This window comes from Ruegeria sp. F11, from assembly GCF_056533855.1.
This window is the reverse complement of the sequence record NZ_JBQFOW010000008.1, coordinates 179,310-199,118: the sequence shown is the minus strand read 5'-3', so window position 1 is coordinate 199,118 and position 19,809 is coordinate 179,310. Positions and strand designations below refer to the sequence as shown.

Here is a 19,809-nt window from a genome sequence, read left to right as displayed (position 1 = left end):
TTCCTCCGTATGTAACCACTTCGACCAGGAAAGATCGCTCGCTTGCCGCGACACCTTCAAGCCGAAGCGCACCGCCGCTCTTTCTGAGGGGCGTCAACTCTGTTCCGGGTCGGTTCGCGATTTCCGCCGCAAACTGAGACTGGTTCGAATTCGTCTGACGGCACCGCGCTGTCAACGATCCTTCAGCCGTGCCATTAAAACCTGAATTCCAGTCCAACTCGGCCAGACAATTGATAGGAACCAGACGCTTCAAAAATGGCTTCTGTTCCGGCGCTGACAATCACCCCGTTTTGCGTCTGGTATTCTCCGGACACGTTTACGAAGCCACCCAAGGTATTGTTGTCGCCGCCGGTGTTGAAATTAATGTTCTGGCCAAGCAAAACCCCATCAATGCTGTCGCCACCAAAATTCGTCCGCGCGTCGAGCCCAGCTTGCACACGATAGGTCAATATCGACCCGTCACCAGTGATCTTCTGTTTCGGCGCAGCGATCTTCAGGCGGGCCACGCCCACGTGAACCGCGCGGCTTTCGATGGTTTGCGGCGAGGTTGTTCCGGTCTCGGTATAGCTGTCCAGAAACAGGCCAGCGTATTGCACACCAAAACTTCCTTCGATCGCATGCCCGGCTATTTGCGCTGGCTTTGTCACTGACACGGCAGGGGATACAAACCAGCCATCGAAATTTGCCGAGATAGTCTCGGTACCCCCAGCGACGGTGTTGTTGGCCGCCTGCCTTTCCTGATCGAAGTCGGAGTAACCAACCGTAAACGACATATCGACAATTGAACGGCCCCAATGGGCAGAAGCATAGGACCCCAGAAAGAAGCTTTTGCTGTCTACAGATTGCGATACGTCATCGGCATTAACGCCGCCGCGCGAGCCGCCGAGAAAGAAACCCGCTTCCAATCCGGCGATATTGACCGGGTCGATACCTGCGATAAGCCCCCCGACCCATTGCGTGTTTTCGGCAACCTGACCATCCGCGTCCTGATCACGGTATGAACCGAACGTGTCCAGCCAAACAGATTGCCCGTCTTGGGGTTCGACAAAGTTGAAGACCGGGCGCGTGCGTGTGGCCGTAGGCTCGCCGGACGATCTGAGGCTTTGAAACCTGCTGTCCAGAACCGAGGAAATCCCGCCGACCAGATCGGCAAGCTGTTCGTCTTGCGTGGACAGCGCCGTTGTGTTGAACACAGAAAGCCGGTTGCCGGACAGAACAAACGGGGCACCATTGGTCACGATTTGGTTCGGGGCACCATTGAAGGTATAGTTTATCTCACCAAGATCGCCGAGTGACAGTGTCTGCGTTCCGCTGCCCTGAAAGGCAATCTGACCCTCGATCACCGATCCCCTGCGAAGTTCCAGATAGGCATTTGCCCCCAGAAATTCGATGCCATCGCCAGCGTTGCCGGACCCAACTGAACCCGAATTCACGACGCGAACATTGTCGCCGGACGTGCCGATCAGATCAATCTGACCTGCGTTATCGATTGACGTGTTGCTGCCCGCACCAACAAATGATCCTGCGCGCCCGGTGTTGGCAAAGCGCGCGCCTGTCCCATCCGCCCGGACCAGCCCGGATACTGTCCCTGCGTTGGTGATTGTGGAACCTGAACCATCTGCCACCAGCGCGGCAACCTGGCCGGAATTGGCGATGCTGGCGTTGTTTGCCGTCATCTCAATTGCGCCACCCACAGTACCAGAGTTGGTGACGGAAACACTATCCGCCTCAACAAAGATATCATCTGCAATTGTGCCTGAGTTCTGTACGCTGGCCCCCATTGCCCGAGCCTCGACAAGGATGTCGTTGGCGCTGCCGGAATTGACAATTCGCGACCCCACCCCCCGGATTTCAATTTGGTCGGTGACGTCGCCGGAGTTGATAACCTGCGCGTTGTCGCTAAAGCTGCGAAGGTTTGCGCCGATCAGGCCCTGATTGGTTATGACTGCGTCATTTCCGGCCGCAAGGATGCTGCCGCCTATGGTGTTGAGGTTCGTGATGTCCGAGCCGGTCGCGAAGGTCAGAACATTCAGGTTGATGACACCTGTGTTCACGATGTCGGAATTCGCTGAACTTGTGCTGACAGTCTGGGCAACAGTGCCCGAATTCACGACTCCTGCGTTTTGGCCGCTGGTCGTAATGAAGCTGTTTACAACACCTGCATTCGTGATCAACGAGTTGTCCCCGAATGTGACGATGCTGTTTACGGTACCTTCGTTCTCGATTGACGAAGCGTCGCCCTGGCTGATCAACTGCGTGGCTGTGCCCGAGTTGAAGATGCTGGAGTTGTCTCCCTGCACCGTGATGAAACTGCCAACGGATTGAGTATTTGTCACGTGCGAGTTGGCCCCGGACGCGGTGACGCTGCCGCCTATATTCCCAAAGTTATTCAGAACAAAGTCGCTGCGGCTCTGGGAAACAAACCCACCTATTGTGCCGGTGTTTTCGATCACGGTCCCGATGTTGTCCAGATCAATATCGCCGGTGATCGTGTCAGAGTTTTCGATCCGCAGGTTTTGCCCCACGGGGATCGAGATGATCTCGGACAGCGTACCGGAATTGCTGATCGTGATGTTGTCGCCGCCGACAACGGTGAAGCCAGCGGTTCCCTGATTGATAAACCGCGCGTTCGTGCCTGTGATGTTGATGACATTAAAGGAATTGCTGGCGAGGTTGCCGGTGTTCGTCAGAACGCCATCCCGAGATCCGAGCCGTACATTCCCCGAAATGCCCGAGTTGTTGATTGTGCTGCCATCCCCGTTGATCGCTATTTCGTTTACGGTTCCGGAATTGGTGATGTCCGAGCCCGCGCCAATGGTGCTCAGGTCGGGAAACCGAAACGGGAATGTGCTGCTCTTATTCACGATGTCCGAGTCGTCGCCCCTTGTGGCGATGAAAAACCCACCGCCCCCGTTATTGGTCACACCGGAATTGTTCCCAAAGCTGACAACGCCGCCGGTCACGTCCCCTTCAATCAGAATAGTCGAACCGTCGCCGGTGGATTCAACACGTCCAAGAGTTGTTCCGCTGGGCACAACACAAGGGACCGTATTAACCGGATCACCTGGGGCGCGATGGTCCAGACAAACACTCTGCGCATCTGCTTGGGTTGGCTGTATTAGGCTAGCCAGGCCAAAAACTGCCGGAAAACTGATGCCAAAACCTTGCCTGCTCTTGATCGCCATATACGTGTCACCCGCGCAAAATATTGAAAGACTAGTTGGGGAGATTGCGCCTTCTCTGACAGTCGTCAAATTAACATTTTAATCATCAGCTTTCTGCCGCACATGGGTTTTCAAGTGTTGTATTTCCGCCGCGTTCTTCCTGAACAGTGACCAGGACTGCAACGCCAATTGCAGTCAATGGAGTGACCAGAGGTCTTTGCAAATCTTGGGTGCAAAGGCGGATCGAAGGTTTTTTCACGGTTGTCATCAGATTGCGTCAAAAGTGACCAAAGACAGCTTGCGACGAATGGTGGCTCAGAAGGGCCACACTGCAGCATCCGAAAAGGCATAGAGGGTTCGCTCTGGGTCGTCAGTGCCTGATTTCATAAACCGCGCCACACAATTTATGGCTTGCAAAATCTGATCAACCGCCCTGCAAACGGGTCGTGATTTCGGACAGCCGTGACCACGATTGGAACGTGGCCGGCAAAGCAAGCGCAGCTTCGGCAAATTCCCACGAATAGCTGACAATCGAAAAGAGCATTCCAGGTGTCGCATCCAGGTTTTGCGTCGCGAACCAAAGGTTGAACAGGATCAGACCGATCAGAAGGATGAAAATCGTGCCATATAAGAACGCTTCGGTATCCGAGAGCTTCACTTCATATTTGCGCAGTCTTTTCAGATGTACCAGAACGGGGCGTTCTTTGCGGTTTTCCAGAAGACTGACCTGATGCTCCATTTGCTGGTTCAGTGCCCGGTTCCAGTGCCAAAATGTCGAGTGAAACAAGACGTAGACGGATACCATTCCGACCAGAACTCCGCAGGCTGAAAGAGCCAGAATTGGCGAAAAGTAGAACAGCAAAACCGCCGAAACAACGAACTGTACAACCCCGGCAATCGCGTTGGGTAACACCTCTTCCAGAAAGTCGGCCAGTTCGCGCCCCATTCCGATCCGGGCGTTCAGCGATGAAACCGGCAGGTTCGAAAACCGGGAAGCTAACGCCTTGCCCAATTCAACTCGGATCGTTCCGTACACACGTGTATCGTAAATCCGGCGGATCACGCTGATCAGTGTTAGAATGATCATGATGGCACCTAAGTGCAGAAAGGACTGAAACTCTGCTCTAAGCAATCCATCTATGGCGAAGCCGATGAAAAGCGGGATCAACACGGTCAGTGCCGTTTCCGCCAGGATCAAAAACCACGTGAGTCCCACCCGCCAGCTAAACACGCTCAGAAGCGCGCCGATTGTCAGTTTTCGATCTGCCAACATGGTGCACTACTGATCATAGTGAATGCGAACGCGGACATCGCCCGGCCAGACCGAGGCGGCCTTGAAATCGGGTTCATCCTCTGGGTTTGGGGCACCTGTCGAACCCAAGCCCTCCAACAGTTTCGTCGCAGTCATGTTCAGGTCTTCGTCCTTGTTTTCATCGTGAAACAGCAGCACTGCGTAGGGGCCCGCGTTCAGATTGGCGAACTCATGGCTGACACTGCCTTTGCGCGACGGAATCTGGGCATAGTCGATGGCACCCCAGACATCCAGGCTGTCAAAGGCGCGGGCGTCATCAAACACGAGGATCACGATGTTTCCTTTGGCATTGCGGATGCCGTCGACGGTGACATTCAGACCATCTGCAGCGGCAGGTGTCGCCAGCGCCATCAGGGTGAATGCCGGAGCCAGAAGGGTCCGTGTCATGTCTTTGTCCTTTCTTCAGAAAACCGCGGAAGGGATGGCTTGAAAACGCCGAGAACATCTTCGGTGATGGCGATCAGCACCGGCACCAGCAGCAGCATCAAGGCGGTGCCGAAGAGTTCGCCAAAGGCCAGAGAGATTGCCGCAGGGATCAGATACTGCGCCTGCTCAGAGGTTTCGGTCAGCAAAGGAAGCAGACCAATCACCGTCGTTGCAGTGGTCAGAAAGATCGCCTTGAAACGTCCGACGCCTGCGCTTTTCAGCGCCAGATCCACGGGCTGACCTTCCTCTCGCCCCTGGTTGTAACGGGTGATCATGACCAGACTGTCGTTCACGATCACACCGGTCAGAGCCAGCATGCCGAAGAACGAAAACAGCGACAGCGAGACATCCATGATCAGGTGCCCGACGGCGGCCGCGATAAAGCCAAAGGGGACAATGGCCAGAATGACAAAGGGTTGCCAATAGCTTTTCAGCGGCACGGCCATCAGCACATAGATCAGAACTGCCGCAAGCAGCAGCGCACGTTTCAGGCCATCGCTGATATCCGCCATCTCTTCCAGTTCGCCAGCAGGCAGGACTGTTACACTGGGATATTTGGCTCGCAGTTTCGGGACCAGTTGCTCGAACACCGCCTGACCAACCTCTTCGGGGGCGACACGATCACGGTCGATGGACGCGGCCACGATATTCATGCGCTTTCCGTCACGACGATCGATGGTGCCAGAAGTGTAGGTGCCTTCGATTTCAGCCACCGTCTCAAGCGGCACCCAGGCGCCGGACGCGCTGCGCAACTGAGTCTGCATCAGATCGGCCAACGTATCGCGGTTTTCCCGCGCGTTCTGCACGACCACGCGGACTTCGGATCCATCGCGTCTGACCTTGGTCACCTCGGCCCCGCCAAACCCATAGCCAATTTGTCTGGCCAAGGCCTCGGCGTTGAATCCAAGGTGCCGCGCATCCGGGCGCAGGCGGAGTTTCAGTTCGGGCTGACCGCCCGCCAGGCCATCCCGCACATTCGCCACGCCCTTGATGTTCGACAGGAAGTCTTTCATCTCGGCGCTGGCTTGTTGCAGCAAGTCTTCATCTTTTGATGCCAACCGGATGCGAAACCCACCGGCGAGTGTTTCCGACCCGGTAAACTCCAGCTCGGTTGCACCTTCGACCGCGCCAACCCGGTCGCGCCATTCACGGACCACAGTGAGGATCGGAACGTCGGGGCGTTCGGCCACCGGGATCAGTTCGGCGTATATTTGCGCGCTTCCTGCGCTGTTGATGATGGCAAACACCGTCTGAACGGGCGGCCTGGCCATACCCGAGTCCGCGGCAAGCTCGGCGTTCAGGCCGTTCAATACGGCTTCGATCCGGTTCACGTTCGAGCGGGTCAGAGGGAAGGGCGCGCGGGCGTCCATCTCCAGATTCATCGTGATGATCTGACCGGGCACCTCGGGAAAGAACACCGTCCTGACCTTACCCTTGTACATCAGGCCAAGCCCCAGCGTTGCAGCGGCAATGAACAGGATCAGCACGGCGTATCGCTGTCGTATGGCCGCAACGAGCAGAGGCTGGTAGAGGCGGTCCCGAACCCAGTCCAACCCGCGCTGCGCAGCATCCTGTACCCGGCCCCACAGGCGGGTCAGCAGATACCGACGCTCTTGCCTCATAGAAACCTGCGCCAGATGGGCGGGCAGGATGAATTTGCTTTCGATCAGTGAGAAGATCAGCGTCAGGATCACGATGCCTGCGAACCCTGCCAGCACCTTGCCCAGCGGATTGTCGATCAGCAGCATTGGGAAGAAAGCCGCGATTGTGGTCAGCACGCCAAAGACGGTCGCAACCGCCACGCGATGCACGCCGCGCTCGGTGTCCTTGATTGGAGCCTTGCCCTTGCGACGCTCCTCGAAAACGCTCTCGCCGACCACTACGGCGTCATCGACTAGAATGCCCAAAGCGATGATCAGGCCAAACGTGGTGACATCGTTCAGCGAATAGTCCACCCATTTCGAGCCCGAGACCGCAATCGCCCCCATGACCGAAACCGGAATACCCATAGCGACCCAGAAGGCCAACCTAACGTTCAAGAACACCGACAGCATCAGGGTGACAAGGATCAACCCCTGCACCCCGTTCGACCGCAACAGCGCCAGGCGGTCCGAGATGTAACCAGCACTGTCGCCCCAGACCTCAACCTGAACCTGCGAAGGCAACTGGCGGCTGAACTCATCCACCGTGCTGCGCACAACATCGCTGATTTCAAGCAGGTTCTCTTTCTGCCCGACCAGAACCTCCATCCCCACGGTCGGCTTGCCGTTCAGGCGGAACAGGTACTCGCCGTCCTGAAACCCGTCCTCGATTTTGGCAATATCGCCCAAAGGAACAAAAGACCCGTCTCTGCGTTCAATGACAGGCAGGGCAGCGTATTCCGGCACGTATTTCGCCCTGTCATCGGCTCGCAGATAAATCGTGCCGCCCTCGGTCCGAAGACGGCCTGCCTGAAAGACCAGTGAATTCCCTTCGATGGCGCGAGTTACATCCGAAACGGTCAGGCCATAATGGCGCAACAGCGCCGGGTCGATTTCGATGCGCAATTCCCGGGGGATCAGACCCCAGATTTGCAGCCGGGACAGTTCCGGTTCCGCCAGTAGTTCTTCTTTCAGACGTTGCGCCAGGCTCTGCAATGTGGCCGGGTCCGTTTCACCGTAAAGGTTTAGATACAGCGCGGGAAAATCGAAACCCGACGCTTCTATCACAGGGCGTCGCGCGGTTTCGGGCAGATCGGTCAACCCGTCGATCCGAATACGGACCCGGTCCAGAACAGCTTGAAGTTTCTGGCCACCTGCGCGACGCACAGTCACCACACTCAGATCATTTTGGGATTGGGAGGTCACGCTACGCACGCCCTCCAAGCCTTCAAGCGCCTGCTCGACTTTTTGGGTCACCAATTCATCGACCTGTTCGGCCGTAGCGTCAGGAAACTCGATAGCGATTGTGACGCTTTCTGGCGGAATACGCGGGAAGCCTTCGATCCGAATGTTCAGCAGCGTCTGCACGCCTAGGAAAAGGATTAACGCCATCATCAGATTGGCCGCGACCGGATTGCGGATAAACCAGGATGTCAGCGTGTGCATGGCTCATCCCCCATCCGATTGCGGCGTTACTCGCTGACCGGGCAGAAACGAAGCCAGAGGTGTTCTGGCCACGCGCCACGGGCCATTCCCATCGGGGGCCATGACTGTGACTGTACCTTCGCTGCGGAACAGGATGTTCGGGCTGAGCCTCTGCAGATGGTCCTTGTTATCAACAAGCCATATGTACCCTGCACGGGTCAGGGCGCTTTCCGGTAGGGTCACGGTGTCTGTGATCCGGCGTCCGGGAATGTGAACCTGCACGAAATCTCTGGCGAGAATGCCGTCATCGGGATGTGTGACGTCCAAAAAGACCCGCACCTGTCGCGTGTCTTGATCCAGGAAACCGCCTCCACGCCGGACTTGGGCCTGCCCCAACTCTTCGCCCGAGCGCTGTGTCAGATCAGCCGTAACGCCAGAGATCGGATGATCCAGAAGCGTCCAATCCGCTTGACTGAATTCGGCAACCAGTTCGAATTGCCGGTCGTCCGAAAGATGTATCAGAGCATCGCCTGGGTTAACCGTCTGGCCGAGGCTGGCAAAACGATGGGTAACAAAACCCGAAAACGGGGCAACAACTTCTGCGTCCCTCAGTTCATTTTGCGCCGCATTCAGGCGTGCCTGTGCCGCCGCAACGGATTTTTCAGCGATGCGCAATTGCGGCAGGTTCACAGCCAGTTCGTTCGGCGGTTCTGTTTCATCCCGGTCGAACTGGCGTTGCGCAACGGTTACGTTGTTCTGCGCGCGCAACAATGCCAGTTTCGCTTGCTCAAGCGCCATCTCGGCTTCCGCAACGGTGCTCTGATAAGGCGCGTTTTCGACTGAAAACAATGGGTCACCCCGTTCCACCTGCGCCCCGGCCAAAGCGGCGGGGTGTACTGCGGTGATACGCCCGGACACGGCAGATCGCAGCTCGGCATCCCACCGAGGCCGAACTTCGGCGAACGCCGTTACCTGCGCTTGCACGGTTTCCGGTGCAACGCGGACGAAAGATACAGTCGGGGGAGGCGGTTCGGTGTTCGTAGCCTGAACATCAATTGTATCTTCGGTGTCGAACAACAGCATGACGACTGCGACAAACAGCGCCACTGATACACCAATCCAGAGCCACCGTCGGGCGGGCCTTTGCCTGGTTTCCAAAGTTTTGTCTGTCACAGTCTTGTTTTTCCTATGCCGCCGAATCCATCGCACCTTGTAGAGTGCGGTAGAATTTCATATACTATGAACGATCGTTCGTTCAATATTAAATGTGAAAATGACCAAAGACAGCCAAAAGCCAGGTTCAATCCGGGAAAAGGCAACGGCCAAGCGGCGTAACCAGATTTTGGAGGCCGCAGTTATGTGTTTCCTTGAGCGCGGCTATCATCAGACAGGTGTCCGCGACATCGCAACCCGGGCGGGCGTCAGCCTTGGAAACCTCTACAACCATTTTCGTGGCAAACATGATGTGCTTGTGGAAATCGCAATGCTCGAACGCCGCGAGATGGAGCCGTTTCTGAAAATTCTAAACACCAAAGCGCCCACGCCCAAGGTGTTGAAAAAGTTCATCAGGGCCTATGCCAAATACCTGGCTGCGCCTGAAAACGTTATTCTCACATTGGAGATTTCGAGCGAAGCCGTTCGCCAGCCGGACATCGCGCAGTTGTTTGTCGAGAACCGCTCTAGCTTGACCGATGCGCTGGAAACCGTTGTGAGGCGAGGGATAACAGGCGGTGACTTGCGCGCTGTTCCTGATCCTCTTCAAGCATCACAACTGGTGATAGAGGTTCTGGAGGGCAGTGCCTATCGTAGTGTTCTGTCAGAAACACCAATGACCAGGATCATCGGGTGCGTTGAGGATTTTATCCTGAGTTCTCTTCTGGTGCGTCAGTAATACTTGCATTGCGTATTGGCTTGAAACTCATGACAGTCAGCTAGGGAAGTGTCGCACTGCGGCATTCGCGCGGACGGCAAAGCTCCGCTTTGGGATGGTTCGGCAGAGGCCACGCCGTAACCTATGTCAAATTTCTGTCTGTTGAGGAACTCCTCCACGGTATCTGTTGCGGCCTTCACTGCCTCGGGCTTGTAGTAGAAATCGTTATAGGAGAATTGATCAAACGCCAGCCTCTTATGTTCGCTTGCCAACTTCTCACCAAATAGGGTTGAGCAAGGGGCCATAGGTTAACATTTCTTAACTTGGAGGCTGAAGCCTTGTACGAAAACCCCTCACGAACCACCTAACAGGGTAACACATTTGCCAAATTGAGAGGCGATCATGATGAAAAAGATAGTGTTGACCAGCATTCTTGGTGGTTCATTGCTGTTGGCTGCATGCGGAGCGCCAACAACGCCGACGCAGGCTCAGGTACAGCATGATGCTCGGTGTGCAGCGGGTGTTCTGGGTGGGGCTGCCCTTGGAGGAGTTGTCGGGAACCGCTTCGGTGGCGGTACGGGCAAGACCCTGTCTACGGCGGCTGGCGCTGGCCTTGGGATGTATGCAGGTCAAGCAGTCTGTCACTGACGACTTGTAGTCGAAGGCTTCACTCGCGTTCCGAAAGTTCTTCAGGATTAGAACGTCGCAACTGCAGCGAATGTCTCTTTTCGCGAGTTGCGGTGCTGCATCTAATTCGAGCACTCAAAGTCGGTTTCGGGCCGTCTGCCAAGGCGGCCTGGAGCCACTGGATTTCAGTTGGCGCGTCCTCAAGCTCCACGCCGCGATGCCGAACTGTGCTCCCAATGACAGGACAGCCTAGAACGGATTTCGTTCCCAACTGAAAACCCACGCTGGTTGAGGTCGCAATTCAGCGTTGAGCATCTGTAAATCCGTGGCGTACAAACCGGTGCCCTGTGGCCAGACGGTCCAACTGGCCATACCTCTTGCTCTCTTCATTCGGATTGCTCAGACAATTGACCCGCCTTTTTTTGCCGCTGTTTTCATCATCCGAAGATAGCTGGAGACGCTTGAATGTGCCGCCGCGACCGCTTCATAGTCCTTCGCCTCTAGCGCGGTCGCAACTGCTGCCAGTGATGTGCGGACAGCTTCGATCCCGTAAGAGACAGATCCTTGGTCGTCGGTAACGACGATGGAGTTGCCGACAGCGGAATAGCCTTTGCCTGTTAGGTCACTCGCAAGCCGTGCGACCAGGTCCCAGCCGACGCGTTCCAGAACCCCTGAAGGTTTAAGTGCCTCCCAAATATCCGCGCGATCCCAGCGCGGCAGGTAAGGAACGGCATCTCGGATCACTTGAATTCTGTGCGTCACCTGGCTGAGCCCGCACGCATCGTAGGCCCGTGCAAACCCGGTGTTGCCAGCAACAGGCGGCGCGATAGCGTAAACCACAATCGGAAGATCGGGCCATTTCGCTCGGACGAGCGAGGCGACCAGAAAGGTCATCGCTCCGCCTTTGCTGTGCCCTGTAATCACCAGTCCGCCCGAAAGCGAGGGGACGCGCGGCCCAAGTTCTCTTTCGATCCACGGCCACAGACGCATAGTGGCGGTTGCAAATCCGGTTTCGGCGTCATCGGCCCCTTGACCCCCAAAAGACCAGGGTTCAGGTTTGGCCTCGGCATCCTGGAGCCAATCTCTGATCCACCCGATAACGTCGTTTCGCTTCAGATTGGGTGATAACGTGCCGCGCAGGGCGAGCACCGCGCGATCACCCGTAAGGGTCCCGATCAGAGCAGCGTCAATATCGTCGGCGCCGCAGGCTTCAAAGGCGGGCGTGTAGGTCTTGCTCGGTGCAGTGAAACCGGCTGCATCCTGAAAAACGGGCATCACATCATATACGAAGGCCCGGTCGCCATCGCCGCGTGTCTCACTGCGCAGGATTGGAGCCTGTGAACCCGGAGCGGTGGTCGCCCGGCGGATTTGGTACGCGCAAACACAGGCGTTCATCGCGGCCAAAGCGTCGGGCCAGGACAGCGGCTGATTCATGACGGCCTCACAGGTTTAAGGCAAAGACTGTGCCACATTTCTTTAGCGCCATGTTCGGCCGACAAAATTCCGTCTACGCGGAGAGAAAAGTGAGGTCCTGGCATCGGTCAGCCTCAATTATGTTGGTGCGAAGCGGGGCAAAGTGGGCCCAGTTTCGCTCGGAATATAGCGTTGGAGTTGATATCGTCCCGAATTTATTCGCAGAACTCAATACTGCGGTTTCTAAGCTGCTGGGCGAAGGTCGCACCGGCATAGATCGCTTCATAAACCTTCACATTTACCTTGGATGCGCGCGCCGTCCCAAGTCTGCAAATGGTGACGAAATCAATGTCTGGCAAATTTTGGTCATGAGCCGACGCACTCGCGACCACTGGGACGTGTCAAAGAATAAGTGACATCGAATAAATGCGTGTGGGGCCTGTCGGGACCCTAGCAAGCTGTATATCACTCGGATCGCTTTTTTCTTTGCTCTGACCTGTTTCCGGTCTTTCGCGCGACTGCAGCAAAGGCTCGCATTAGGCCGCGGGTCTACATCGCGGGCAATATGAGTTGCGCAATGGCCGCGAATGACAGCTTAAAACGGCAGCCCCGCATCATCCGAAGAGACATCGACGGTCCGAAATGGGATAACGTTATCTACTGCTAAGAATACTCTGTACAGGTCTGTGATAGTGTATCCGCGTTTTGCCAAGGACGCACCACGTCATGATCGTTACCGAACAGGGCCGGCTTCGATACCAAATCGATCTGCAACGCGATCTAACGCGTCGCGACAATGCGCTATGTCTTTTGCTGCGCTTGCTTTCATTCGCAGTAAACCTGCCATGCGGCGGGGCAGGGGGTACCAGCGGTCCAGATCAAGCCCGCAACGATCCAGGAGCATAAGCGGCAGGGTTTGCACCGCAATCACTTGGTTCATATAGGCCTGTGCCGCGGACGCCCCGACCCAGGCGTTTCGGTTTTCCCGAAACAGCGCTTCTAGATCAAGAGCATAGAAACCCTGGCCACGCAGTTGGTTTCGATAAAGCAGGTGCGTTACGAAGAACCCCGAGACGCTTGTAAGGAAGTGAAAAGCGTTGCGTGGGTTGATCGACAAAATGCAATCGTTTGGCGATACCAGTGGCCTCTCAATAGCAAATGTCTGAGCGCGGAAAAAGCTGCCGGTGCAATTCACAAAAATACTGCCTTCTTGAACCGCAACACTCTTGCCGCCGCGCAAACTCATTTCGGGGCCGGTCGATGTATCCACGACATCCGTCAGATAATCACAGTGAATTGCCTCCACGCCGTTTTGGATCCTTTCGTGCTCATCTTCCGACTGAAGTCCGTAAAGAAACACGCCGTTTTTTGTGTGTGGATCCGTTGAATGCTCAGCGCGCAGGTGGGCGAGCGTATGATCTTCGTTTTCTCCGTCGAAATGTAGCGCAACGTCGCGAAACAGGCGTGACACCAATTCACCGGAGGTCCACCGCTTAAGACCAGTCGGGATATACTTTGTCCGGTTGATGAAGTTGGTTCCCCGACCATTGATCAGGGTGACGCTTCGTTCGGGATTTTCGGCAAGTGCCGCCAGGATCGTATCCATTCCGGTCTTGCCGCCGCCGATCACGTAAACCTGCGCCTTGGGGTGATCTGCCAGTGTTTTGCGCAAGTCCTGCGGAATAATCGAAACAATTTTCTGACTGGAAAGCGACAAGGGCTCCGCCAAAGCGTAGTTCAGGCCCGGCGCATGTATCGCCCTTTTCGTACGTACGGTCTTTTTACCCGCTTCCGCGCCTGCCGGGTGGTAGTCTATCTCTGCGAGCGGCCCCTGGTCTGTCGTTACCTCTTCACAACGGCTTACGGTTTGGCCGAACTCTGTAGTCAGCGAAACGCGTTCACGAACCGCGTTCAGGGCACCGACCAGGTGATCCCGCACCTCGTCCCGTGCTGCCAGATAATGACGCGGCTTGCGCCAGTTCCATTTCAGATTACCGACCGTGAACATCGGATGCGGTTGATGCAAGCGCACGTAGTCATAGGCGGTGTTCCACATGCCACCCGCCTTATCCTTTTCGTCAAGCAACAGAACCCGCGCTGTCTTGGGAAGATACTCACATGCTGCGTTTAGGGCGTTCAAACCTGCAATTCCGGCACCGACGACCACAAGGTCGTAGTCCGTGTTCGATGCAAAAATTTTGGTATCAACGCGATCCTTATCAAGCATAGGCGCCCCCAACACTTCCCCTACGTCATCTTGCCGGAACAGATCTGACATGTCTTGGGAAATTTTGCCCATGCGATCAGGGATAACCCAAATTACAAACAGATTGGCGCAGGCCGAGGTGGCGATAGCTGCAGTGTGGGGCAAGCACGAAACGCAGATGCTTGCAATCACGCATTCTCGCGTGTTCACTTTCTCAGCCGTTTCAAAGGAATGATGTTATGAAGCTATTTGTCCATGGAGTGCCGGATACGGGATACATGTGGGGCTCTCTGATCAAGGCCCTCGGGTTAGCCGAGGAAGAGTTCCTCGCGCCCACGCTGCCCGGCTTCGATGGAGCGACACCAAGCGGGTTTGCCGCAACCAAAGAGGCTTACCTTGCTTGGGTGAGCCAGACATTGGTAGAGGCCGCAGCTTCACATGGACCGGTTGATATCGTGGGCCACGACTGGGGAGCCCCCCTCAGCGCCATGGCAGCGCAACAGAACCCAGAGGCGGTCAGGACCTGGACCGTCGTGAACGCGGTGCCGGAACCCAGCTATGAGTGGCATTCCCTGGCTCGGAAATGGCAGACGCCGATTTTGGGTGAGCTCATGATGGCACTTGGCAGCACGAAGAAGTTCCATCAGCAACTAGTTGCTGCGGGCATGCCCGAAACCATCGCTGATCACGAAGCCCCACGTATCGACAACCACATGAAACGCGCCATTCTTAAGCTTTATCGCTCGGCCAAAAATCCGGCAGAGTGGTCAGCGGATTTTTCCGGCATCGCCGATCGAGGATTGGTCATGTGGGGCGCTGATGATCCATTTGTACCGATCAAGTTTGCAAAGACGTTTTGCGATCGTTGGAGCATCTCTTTGGCAGATGAAAAGGGCGTGGGGCATTGGGGTATTTGCGAACGCCCGGATGCTTTCGCGGCACACTTAAAACATCATTGGAACCGTTAGTTCGCTTTCCAGCATCGTTGACGGGCTGGAACTAGCAGCCGCCTGCGCTGGGCCGATCAGTACGACATTGGCCAAAGTTGATGCGCTTCCGGTCGAATTCGAGGTCGGGAAATAGCGGTCCAAATGCCGAGCGTCACCCGTCAGCTATTTCCGCGGAAAACTATGATCGCAGGCACCCAGGAAACTGTTGTTGGTGAGAATATTGGCAAATTAAGCTATAAGTTATTCAGGTCATTGGATTTGGGGAGGGTTGAGTGCGTAGAAGGCAGGGGAAAACGGACGAAAAGAGGGGTGCACGCCATCTTCTTGCATTGGGCCTGCTGGTCCTGACTGCCGGTTGTTATGAGAAAGAGACGGAGGCAACAAATGCCTCCGCACCGAAGGTCGTCGTCGCCAAGGCAACGACGGAAGAGGTGCCGCTTTTTCTAAAGTTGACCGGGCGCACCGAGTCTCCCAACACAGTGTCCATTCGGTCGCGTGTCGATGGTCACATTGAAACTCGCCCTTTCAAAGAGGGCACGGATATCGTCAAAGGCGATACCCTCTTCGTAATAGATAAACGCCCTTACGCAACTGAACTCAGACGCCTCAAGGGCGAGCGAGACAAAAACCAGGCCGGTTTCGATTTTGCAAGCAGAGAGGAGGCGCGTTATTCCGCACTGGCGAGTGATGGGACGGTCGCGCAGGAACAGTTGGACAGGTCAACTACCGACGCGGCCCAAGCCAAAGGGGATCTCGACAGTAGTCAGGGAGCGGTGGACTCGGCGCAGGTCAATCTTGACTACGCAACCGTATCCGCCCCGATCAATGGGCGGATCGGGCGGGTTTATCAGGATATCGGTAATGTCGTTTCGGCAAACGACACCGTTCTGACCGAACTGGTCCAGATGGATCCGTTGTTTGTCTATGTCAGCCCCAGCGAAACGCAGTTTCTGGAACTGGAAAAATACAGATCGGCAAACCCAAACCTGAAGGTTGAGGTGGCGTTGATTGATGGCAGCGTACACCCGCACGCAGGTGGGCTTGACTTCTCGGCACCGGGTCTTGACCCAACGACAGGTACGATCGCCGTGCGTGCCGTGTTTCCGAACCCGGAAAAAACGCTCCGCCCCGGTCAATATGCCAGCGTGAACATCCAGCTTACCAAGCAGTCAGGCCAGATCACCGTACCCTCTGAGGCTGTTGCTCAGGATCAGGCCGGTTTCTTTGTTTTCGTCGTGGGTACCGATGACAAGGCCGAAATGCGCAGGGTTACCGTTGGCCGCAGCTATGAAGGTCGTCGCATCGTCGAGACTGGGCTTAAGGACGGAGAAGCAGTGATCGTGCAAGGGCAACAACGCGTCCGATCGGGCATGGCTGTGGATGTCAAAAAGCCATCCGCAGACAAGGCTGATGGCTGAATGCTGAGCCGGTTCTTCATCTTCAGGCCCGTCTTCGCTTCGGTTATCGCGCTGGTGATTGTGATCGCCGGGTTGATTTCGATCCCGCTGCTGCCCGTTGGCGAGTTCCCCGAAGTCGTGCCCCCAACAGTTGTCGTCAGTGCCACCTATACCGGCGGCAGCGCCGAGGTCGTTGAAGAGGCAGTGACCATTCCCCTTGAGGAACAGATCAACGGTGTCGAGGGCATGGTTTACATGGCCTCGACCAGCTCTAACGACGGCACCTCGAACATAACGGTTACGTTCGAGGAAGGGTACGACCTGAGTATCGCAGCCGTGGACACGCAAAACAGGGTGTCCACGGCGATGGCGCAACTTCCGGACGAGGTCGTGGCCTCCGGCGTGACTGTTACAAAAGAGTCGGTTGACCTGATCATGGGGGTCAACCTCATCTCTCCGAGCGGCCAATTCGACGAATTGTTCATCTCAAATTACGCGGACATTCACATAACGGATCGCCTGAAACGTATCCCGGGTGTTGGTACGGTGATGGTTTGGGGGGAGCGGGTCTATGCCATGCGGATCTGGCTTGATCCCGAAAAGATGGCGAGCCTTGGCCTGACCACGTCCGATGTGTATGACGCGATCACAGAACAAAACCAGCAAGTTGCGGCTGGTGCGTTGGGTGCGCCACCCATCGGTGACAGCCAGAAGTTCCAACTGACACTGACCGCACAGGGCCGGCTGCAAAGCAAGGAAGAGTTCGAAGACATCGTTCTGGGCGTAGGCGGTGATAGTGCCGTCATCAGGCTCAAAGACGTGGCGCGTGTGGAATTGGGCGCAGAGGACTATTCCTTCAGTTCAACGCTCGATAGCAGCCCGACGGTGGGCCTTGGCATCATGCAGCTACCCGGTGCCAACGCCTTGCAACTGGCATCGCAGGTTCGCGAAACCATGACCGAACTGTCGCAGGACTTCCCTGAGGGTCTGGAATATACGGTAATCTACGACACTACGAATTTCGATCGCGAGGCCATTCGGGATGTGCTTTTGACACTTGGGCAGGCCATCCTGCTTGTTGTTTTTGTCATTGTCATCTTCCTGCCGAACCTGCGGGCAGCGCTTATTCCAGTGATCACAATCCCGGTTTGTCTGATCGGCACTTTCGCGTTGATGCTGGCCTTGGGCTTTTCCATCAATCTGCTGACGTTGTTCGGCCTCGTGCTGGCCGTCGGTCTGGTTGTTGATGACGCTATCGTCGTGGTCGAGAACGTATCGCGGCACATCGAAAACGGCGAAAAGGACGCACAGGTAGCGGCCCGTCGCGCAATGGACGAGGTTACCAGCCCGATTGTCGCCACCTCATTGGTTTTGATGGCGGTTTTCATTCCTGTTGCCTTGATGCCCGGGCTGACAGGGAAGCTGTACCAGCAATTCGCCCTGACAATTGCATCCGCTGTTGCGATTTCGGCCATCAATGCCCTGACACTCAGCCCGGCCCTATGTGGGTTGCTGCTGGGTGGCGCACGACCAAAGGCAAAGATCATCCAGAAGTTCGATGTCGGATTTGCATGGTTCACACGGCGTTACGAGGCGGTGGTTGGCTGGTTCATAAGGGTCTGGCAGCCAGTGGCGCTGGGTTTCGCGGCTTTGTTGGCGGGGACTGTCTATATGTTCACCGTCGTCCCCGCCGGATTTATCCCGAACGAAGATCAGGGTTATTTCATCATCAGTCTGGAAACGCCGGAAGGCACCGCGCTGGGCCAGACCGAAAAGGTCGTCGATGAGGCTTACGAAATTCTGCATGATCTGCCCGGTGTCAAAGGCGTAATTACCTTCACCGGCTTCAGCATTTTGACAAACACATCCGCCCCCAACCAAGGCAACCTGTTCGCAGTTCTCGAATCCTGGGACCAACGGAAGGGTGCGGATGAGGGCGTGACTGAGATCATGGCCAAGGCGCAGGCGCAATTCGACCAAATTCCGGGCGGCGTACTTGCCACATTCAACCCACCCCCAATCTTTGGCCTTTCGCCCACCGGCGGGTTCCAGTTCGAACTGCAGGACACGACCGGTGGCTCGCTTCAGGAACTGGAGCAGGTGACAAGGGACATGGTCGCGGCCGGAAACGCCCGACCTGAGCTGTCTGGCCTCTACAGCCCGTTTTCCGCAAGCACACCGCAGCTAAATATCGAGCTTGACCGAACCAAGGCCCTGACCGAAGGGATTTCAATTGGCGACGTTTTCGATGCGTTGCAGACGTTTTTGGGCGGCGTTTACGTCAATGATTTCAACGTCTACGGCAGAGTTTATAAAGTCTATCTGCAAGCCGACGTAGATGCCCGGCAGGCGGAAGAAGATATTGGTCGGCTGTACGTCCGCAACGACGCAGGCAGTATGGTTCCGCTCAGCGCTTTGGTTAAGGTTCAACCGCAGATCGGGGCGCGTAGCATCAATCACTACAACCTGTTCCGCTCGACCAGCATCAACGGTGCTGCCGGAGAGGGGCATAGTTCCAGTCAGGCGATCGCCGCAATGGACAGTTTGGCGAAACAGACGCTGCCCCGAGGGTACACCTATGAGTGGACGGGCAACGCCTATCAGGAAATCAAGGCCGGGAACGTCGCTCCGATCCTCTTTTCGCTGGCAGTCATCTTCGCCTTTCTGTTTCTGGCCGCCCAGTATGAAAGTTTCGTTATGCCCCTGATGGTATTGCTGGCAGTACCGCTTGCGATATTCGGGGCTCTGGTCGCGCAGTGGCTGCGCGGCTACGACAACAACATTTATTGCCAGATCGGATTGGTCATGCTGATCGGTCTCGCAAGCAAAGGAGCCATCCTGATCGTTGAGTTCGCCCGACGTCAACGTCAGGAGGGTCTTACGATTGAGGACTCGGCGATGGAAGCCGCGCGTATCCGTATAAGGCCCCTATTGATGACGGCCTTCGCTTTCATTCTTGGCGTCATACCGCTGGTGATTGCCAGCGGTGCCGGATCCGCGGCTCGCAGGTCCCTTGGGACGGCTGTCTTTGGCGGGATGATTGTCGCGACGGTCCTGAGCCTGGTGCTTGTACCTGTTTTGTATGTCGTTATTGAACGACTGCGAGAACGTTTGACAAAAAGGCGCGCGACCTCGGGGTGAATGGTTCGCGCGGGGCCAGTTTCATGGCCTTCTGGGCATAGCTGACACGCTAGAGAAGGCTCAGACTCGTACCTAGGAATCTCAAAACTGTCAGGGAGCAACTAGCACCGCAGAAACGTTCAATCCGACACACCGGTTCGTTGAACTCAATCGATAAGAGCTCAATTCACCAGCTGTCTTTGGGTCGCTGATTTGGTGTTTTCCAGCATGGTTTCTGGCACCGGTGGACACAAGTTGA

Annotated in this window: 13 protein-coding genes; 5 read left to right on the top strand and 8 right to left on the bottom strand. The window is 56.0% G+C overall.

Features of this window, described 5'->3' with window-relative positions:
• Positions 1 to 194: 194 nt before the first annotated feature.
• The 6 genes from ACR0NJ_RS12650 to ACR0NJ_RS12625 all read right to left on the bottom strand — a co-directional run bounded on the left by ACR0NJ_RS12650 (position 195) and on the right by ACR0NJ_RS12625 (position 9,074).
• Positions 195 to 3,035 (bottom strand): autotransporter outer membrane beta-barrel domain-containing protein, encoded by a 2,841-nt coding sequence (locus tag ACR0NJ_RS12650; protein WP_480817494.1) that lies wholly within the window; start codon positions 3,033 to 3,035, stop codon positions 195 to 197.
• A 235-nt stretch (positions 3,036 to 3,270) separates the two neighbouring features.
• Positions 3,271 to 3,432, bottom strand: coding sequence for a hypothetical protein (locus tag ACR0NJ_RS12645; protein WP_480817493.1), 162 nt, complete (start codon positions 3,430 to 3,432; stop codon positions 3,271 to 3,273).
• Positions 3,433 to 3,588: 156 nt separating this feature from the next.
• Entirely contained in the window at positions 3,589 to 4,437 is an 849-nt protein-coding gene (locus ACR0NJ_RS12640; RefSeq protein WP_480817492.1) for an ABC transporter six-transmembrane domain-containing protein, read from the bottom strand.
• 6 nt (positions 4,438 to 4,443) lie between these two features.
• Positions 4,444 to 4,863: a DUF2141 domain-containing protein gene (locus ACR0NJ_RS12635; RefSeq protein ID WP_480817491.1), complete on the bottom strand. Its 420-nt coding sequence runs from the start codon at positions 4,861 to 4,863 to the stop codon at positions 4,444 to 4,446.
• A complete protein-coding gene (locus ACR0NJ_RS12630) occupies positions 4,860 to 7,988 on the bottom strand; it encodes an efflux RND transporter permease subunit (RefSeq protein ID WP_480817490.1) in 3,129 nt (1,042 codons plus the stop codon). The genes ACR0NJ_RS12635 and ACR0NJ_RS12630 overlap by 4 nt, the downstream gene beginning before the upstream one ends.
• A 3-nt stretch (positions 7,989 to 7,991) precedes the next feature.
• Positions 7,992 to 9,074, bottom strand: a complete 1,083-nt coding sequence (locus tag ACR0NJ_RS12625) for an efflux RND transporter periplasmic adaptor subunit (RefSeq protein WP_480817489.1) — start codon at positions 9,072 to 9,074, stop codon at positions 7,992 to 7,994.
• Between the two features lie 166 nt (positions 9,075 to 9,240).
• On the opposite strand from ACR0NJ_RS12625, the gene ACR0NJ_RS12620 reads away from it, so the two are divergent.
• Both ACR0NJ_RS12620 and ACR0NJ_RS12615 read left to right on the top strand, forming a co-directional pair.
• On the top strand, positions 9,241 to 9,858 hold the full coding sequence (locus ACR0NJ_RS12620) for a TetR/AcrR family transcriptional regulator (RefSeq protein ID WP_480817488.1): 618 nt from the start codon (positions 9,241 to 9,243) through the stop codon (positions 9,856 to 9,858).
• A 381-nt stretch (positions 9,859 to 10,239) separates the two neighbouring features.
• Positions 10,240 to 10,485: a glycine zipper 2TM domain-containing protein gene (locus ACR0NJ_RS12615; RefSeq protein WP_480817487.1), complete on the top strand. Its 246-nt coding sequence runs from the start codon at positions 10,240 to 10,242 to the stop codon at positions 10,483 to 10,485.
• Positions 10,486 to 10,863: 378 nt separating this feature from the next.
• Here ACR0NJ_RS12615 and ACR0NJ_RS12610 read toward each other — a convergent pair whose 3' ends face one another.
• Both ACR0NJ_RS12610 and ACR0NJ_RS12605 read right to left on the bottom strand, forming a co-directional pair.
• The gene (locus tag ACR0NJ_RS12610) at positions 10,864 to 11,898 is read right to left on the bottom strand and encodes a lipase family protein (protein ID WP_480817486.1); all 1,035 of its coding nucleotides are present in this window, start codon (positions 11,896 to 11,898) and stop codon (positions 10,864 to 10,866) included.
• A gap of 712 nt (positions 11,899 to 12,610) precedes the next feature.
• Positions 12,611 to 14,275: an FAD-dependent oxidoreductase gene (locus tag ACR0NJ_RS12605; protein ID WP_480817485.1), complete on the bottom strand. Its 1,665-nt coding sequence runs from the start codon at positions 14,273 to 14,275 to the stop codon at positions 12,611 to 12,613.
• A 47-nt stretch (positions 14,276 to 14,322) separates the two neighbouring features.
• Here ACR0NJ_RS12605 and ACR0NJ_RS12600 point away from each other — a divergent pair, with 47 nt between their 5' ends.
• From ACR0NJ_RS12600 to ACR0NJ_RS12590, 3 genes are all read left to right on the top strand, one after another.
• Positions 14,323 to 15,051, top strand: a complete 729-nt coding sequence (locus ACR0NJ_RS12600) for an alpha/beta fold hydrolase (RefSeq protein ID WP_480817484.1) — start codon at positions 14,323 to 14,325, stop codon at positions 15,049 to 15,051.
• Between the two features lie 254 nt (positions 15,052 to 15,305).
• On the top strand, positions 15,306 to 16,451 hold the full coding sequence (locus tag ACR0NJ_RS12595) for an efflux RND transporter periplasmic adaptor subunit (protein ID WP_480817483.1): 1,146 nt from the start codon (positions 15,306 to 15,308) through the stop codon (positions 16,449 to 16,451).
• Positions 16,452 to 19,571: an efflux RND transporter permease subunit gene (locus ACR0NJ_RS12590; protein WP_480817482.1), complete on the top strand. Its 3,120-nt coding sequence runs from the start codon at positions 16,452 to 16,454 to the stop codon at positions 19,569 to 19,571.
• Positions 19,572 to 19,809: the final 238 nt, after the last annotated feature.

Excerpts from the sequence above, each read along its gene's own strand:
- ACR0NJ_RS12645 (WP_480817493.1), bottom strand. The coding sequence starts at position 3,432 with ATGACAACCGTGAAAAAACCTTCGATCCGCCTTTGCACCCAAGATTTG.
- ACR0NJ_RS12640 (WP_480817492.1), bottom strand. The coding sequence starts at position 4,437 with ATGTTGGCAGATCGAAAACTGACAATCGGCGCGCTTCTGAGCGTGTTT.
- ACR0NJ_RS12635 (WP_480817491.1), bottom strand. The coding sequence starts at position 4,863 with ATGACACGGACCCTTCTGGCTCCGGCATTCACCCTGATGGCGCTGGCG.
- ACR0NJ_RS12630 (WP_480817490.1), bottom strand. The coding sequence starts at position 7,988 with ATGCACACGCTGACATCCTGGTTTATCCGCAATCCGGTCGCGGCCAAT.
- ACR0NJ_RS12620 (WP_480817488.1), top strand. The coding sequence starts at position 9,241 with ATGACCAAAGACAGCCAAAAGCCAGGTTCAATCCGGGAAAAGGCAACG.
- ACR0NJ_RS12615 (WP_480817487.1), top strand. The coding sequence starts at position 10,240 with ATGATGAAAAAGATAGTGTTGACCAGCATTCTTGGTGGTTCATTGCTG.
- ACR0NJ_RS12610 (WP_480817486.1), bottom strand. The coding sequence starts at position 11,898 with ATGAATCAGCCGCTGTCCTGGCCCGACGCTTTGGCCGCGATGAACGCC.
- ACR0NJ_RS12600 (WP_480817484.1), top strand. The coding sequence starts at position 14,323 with ATGAAGCTATTTGTCCATGGAGTGCCGGATACGGGATACATGTGGGGC.
- ACR0NJ_RS12590 (WP_480817482.1), top strand. The coding sequence starts at position 16,452 with ATGCTGAGCCGGTTCTTCATCTTCAGGCCCGTCTTCGCTTCGGTTATC.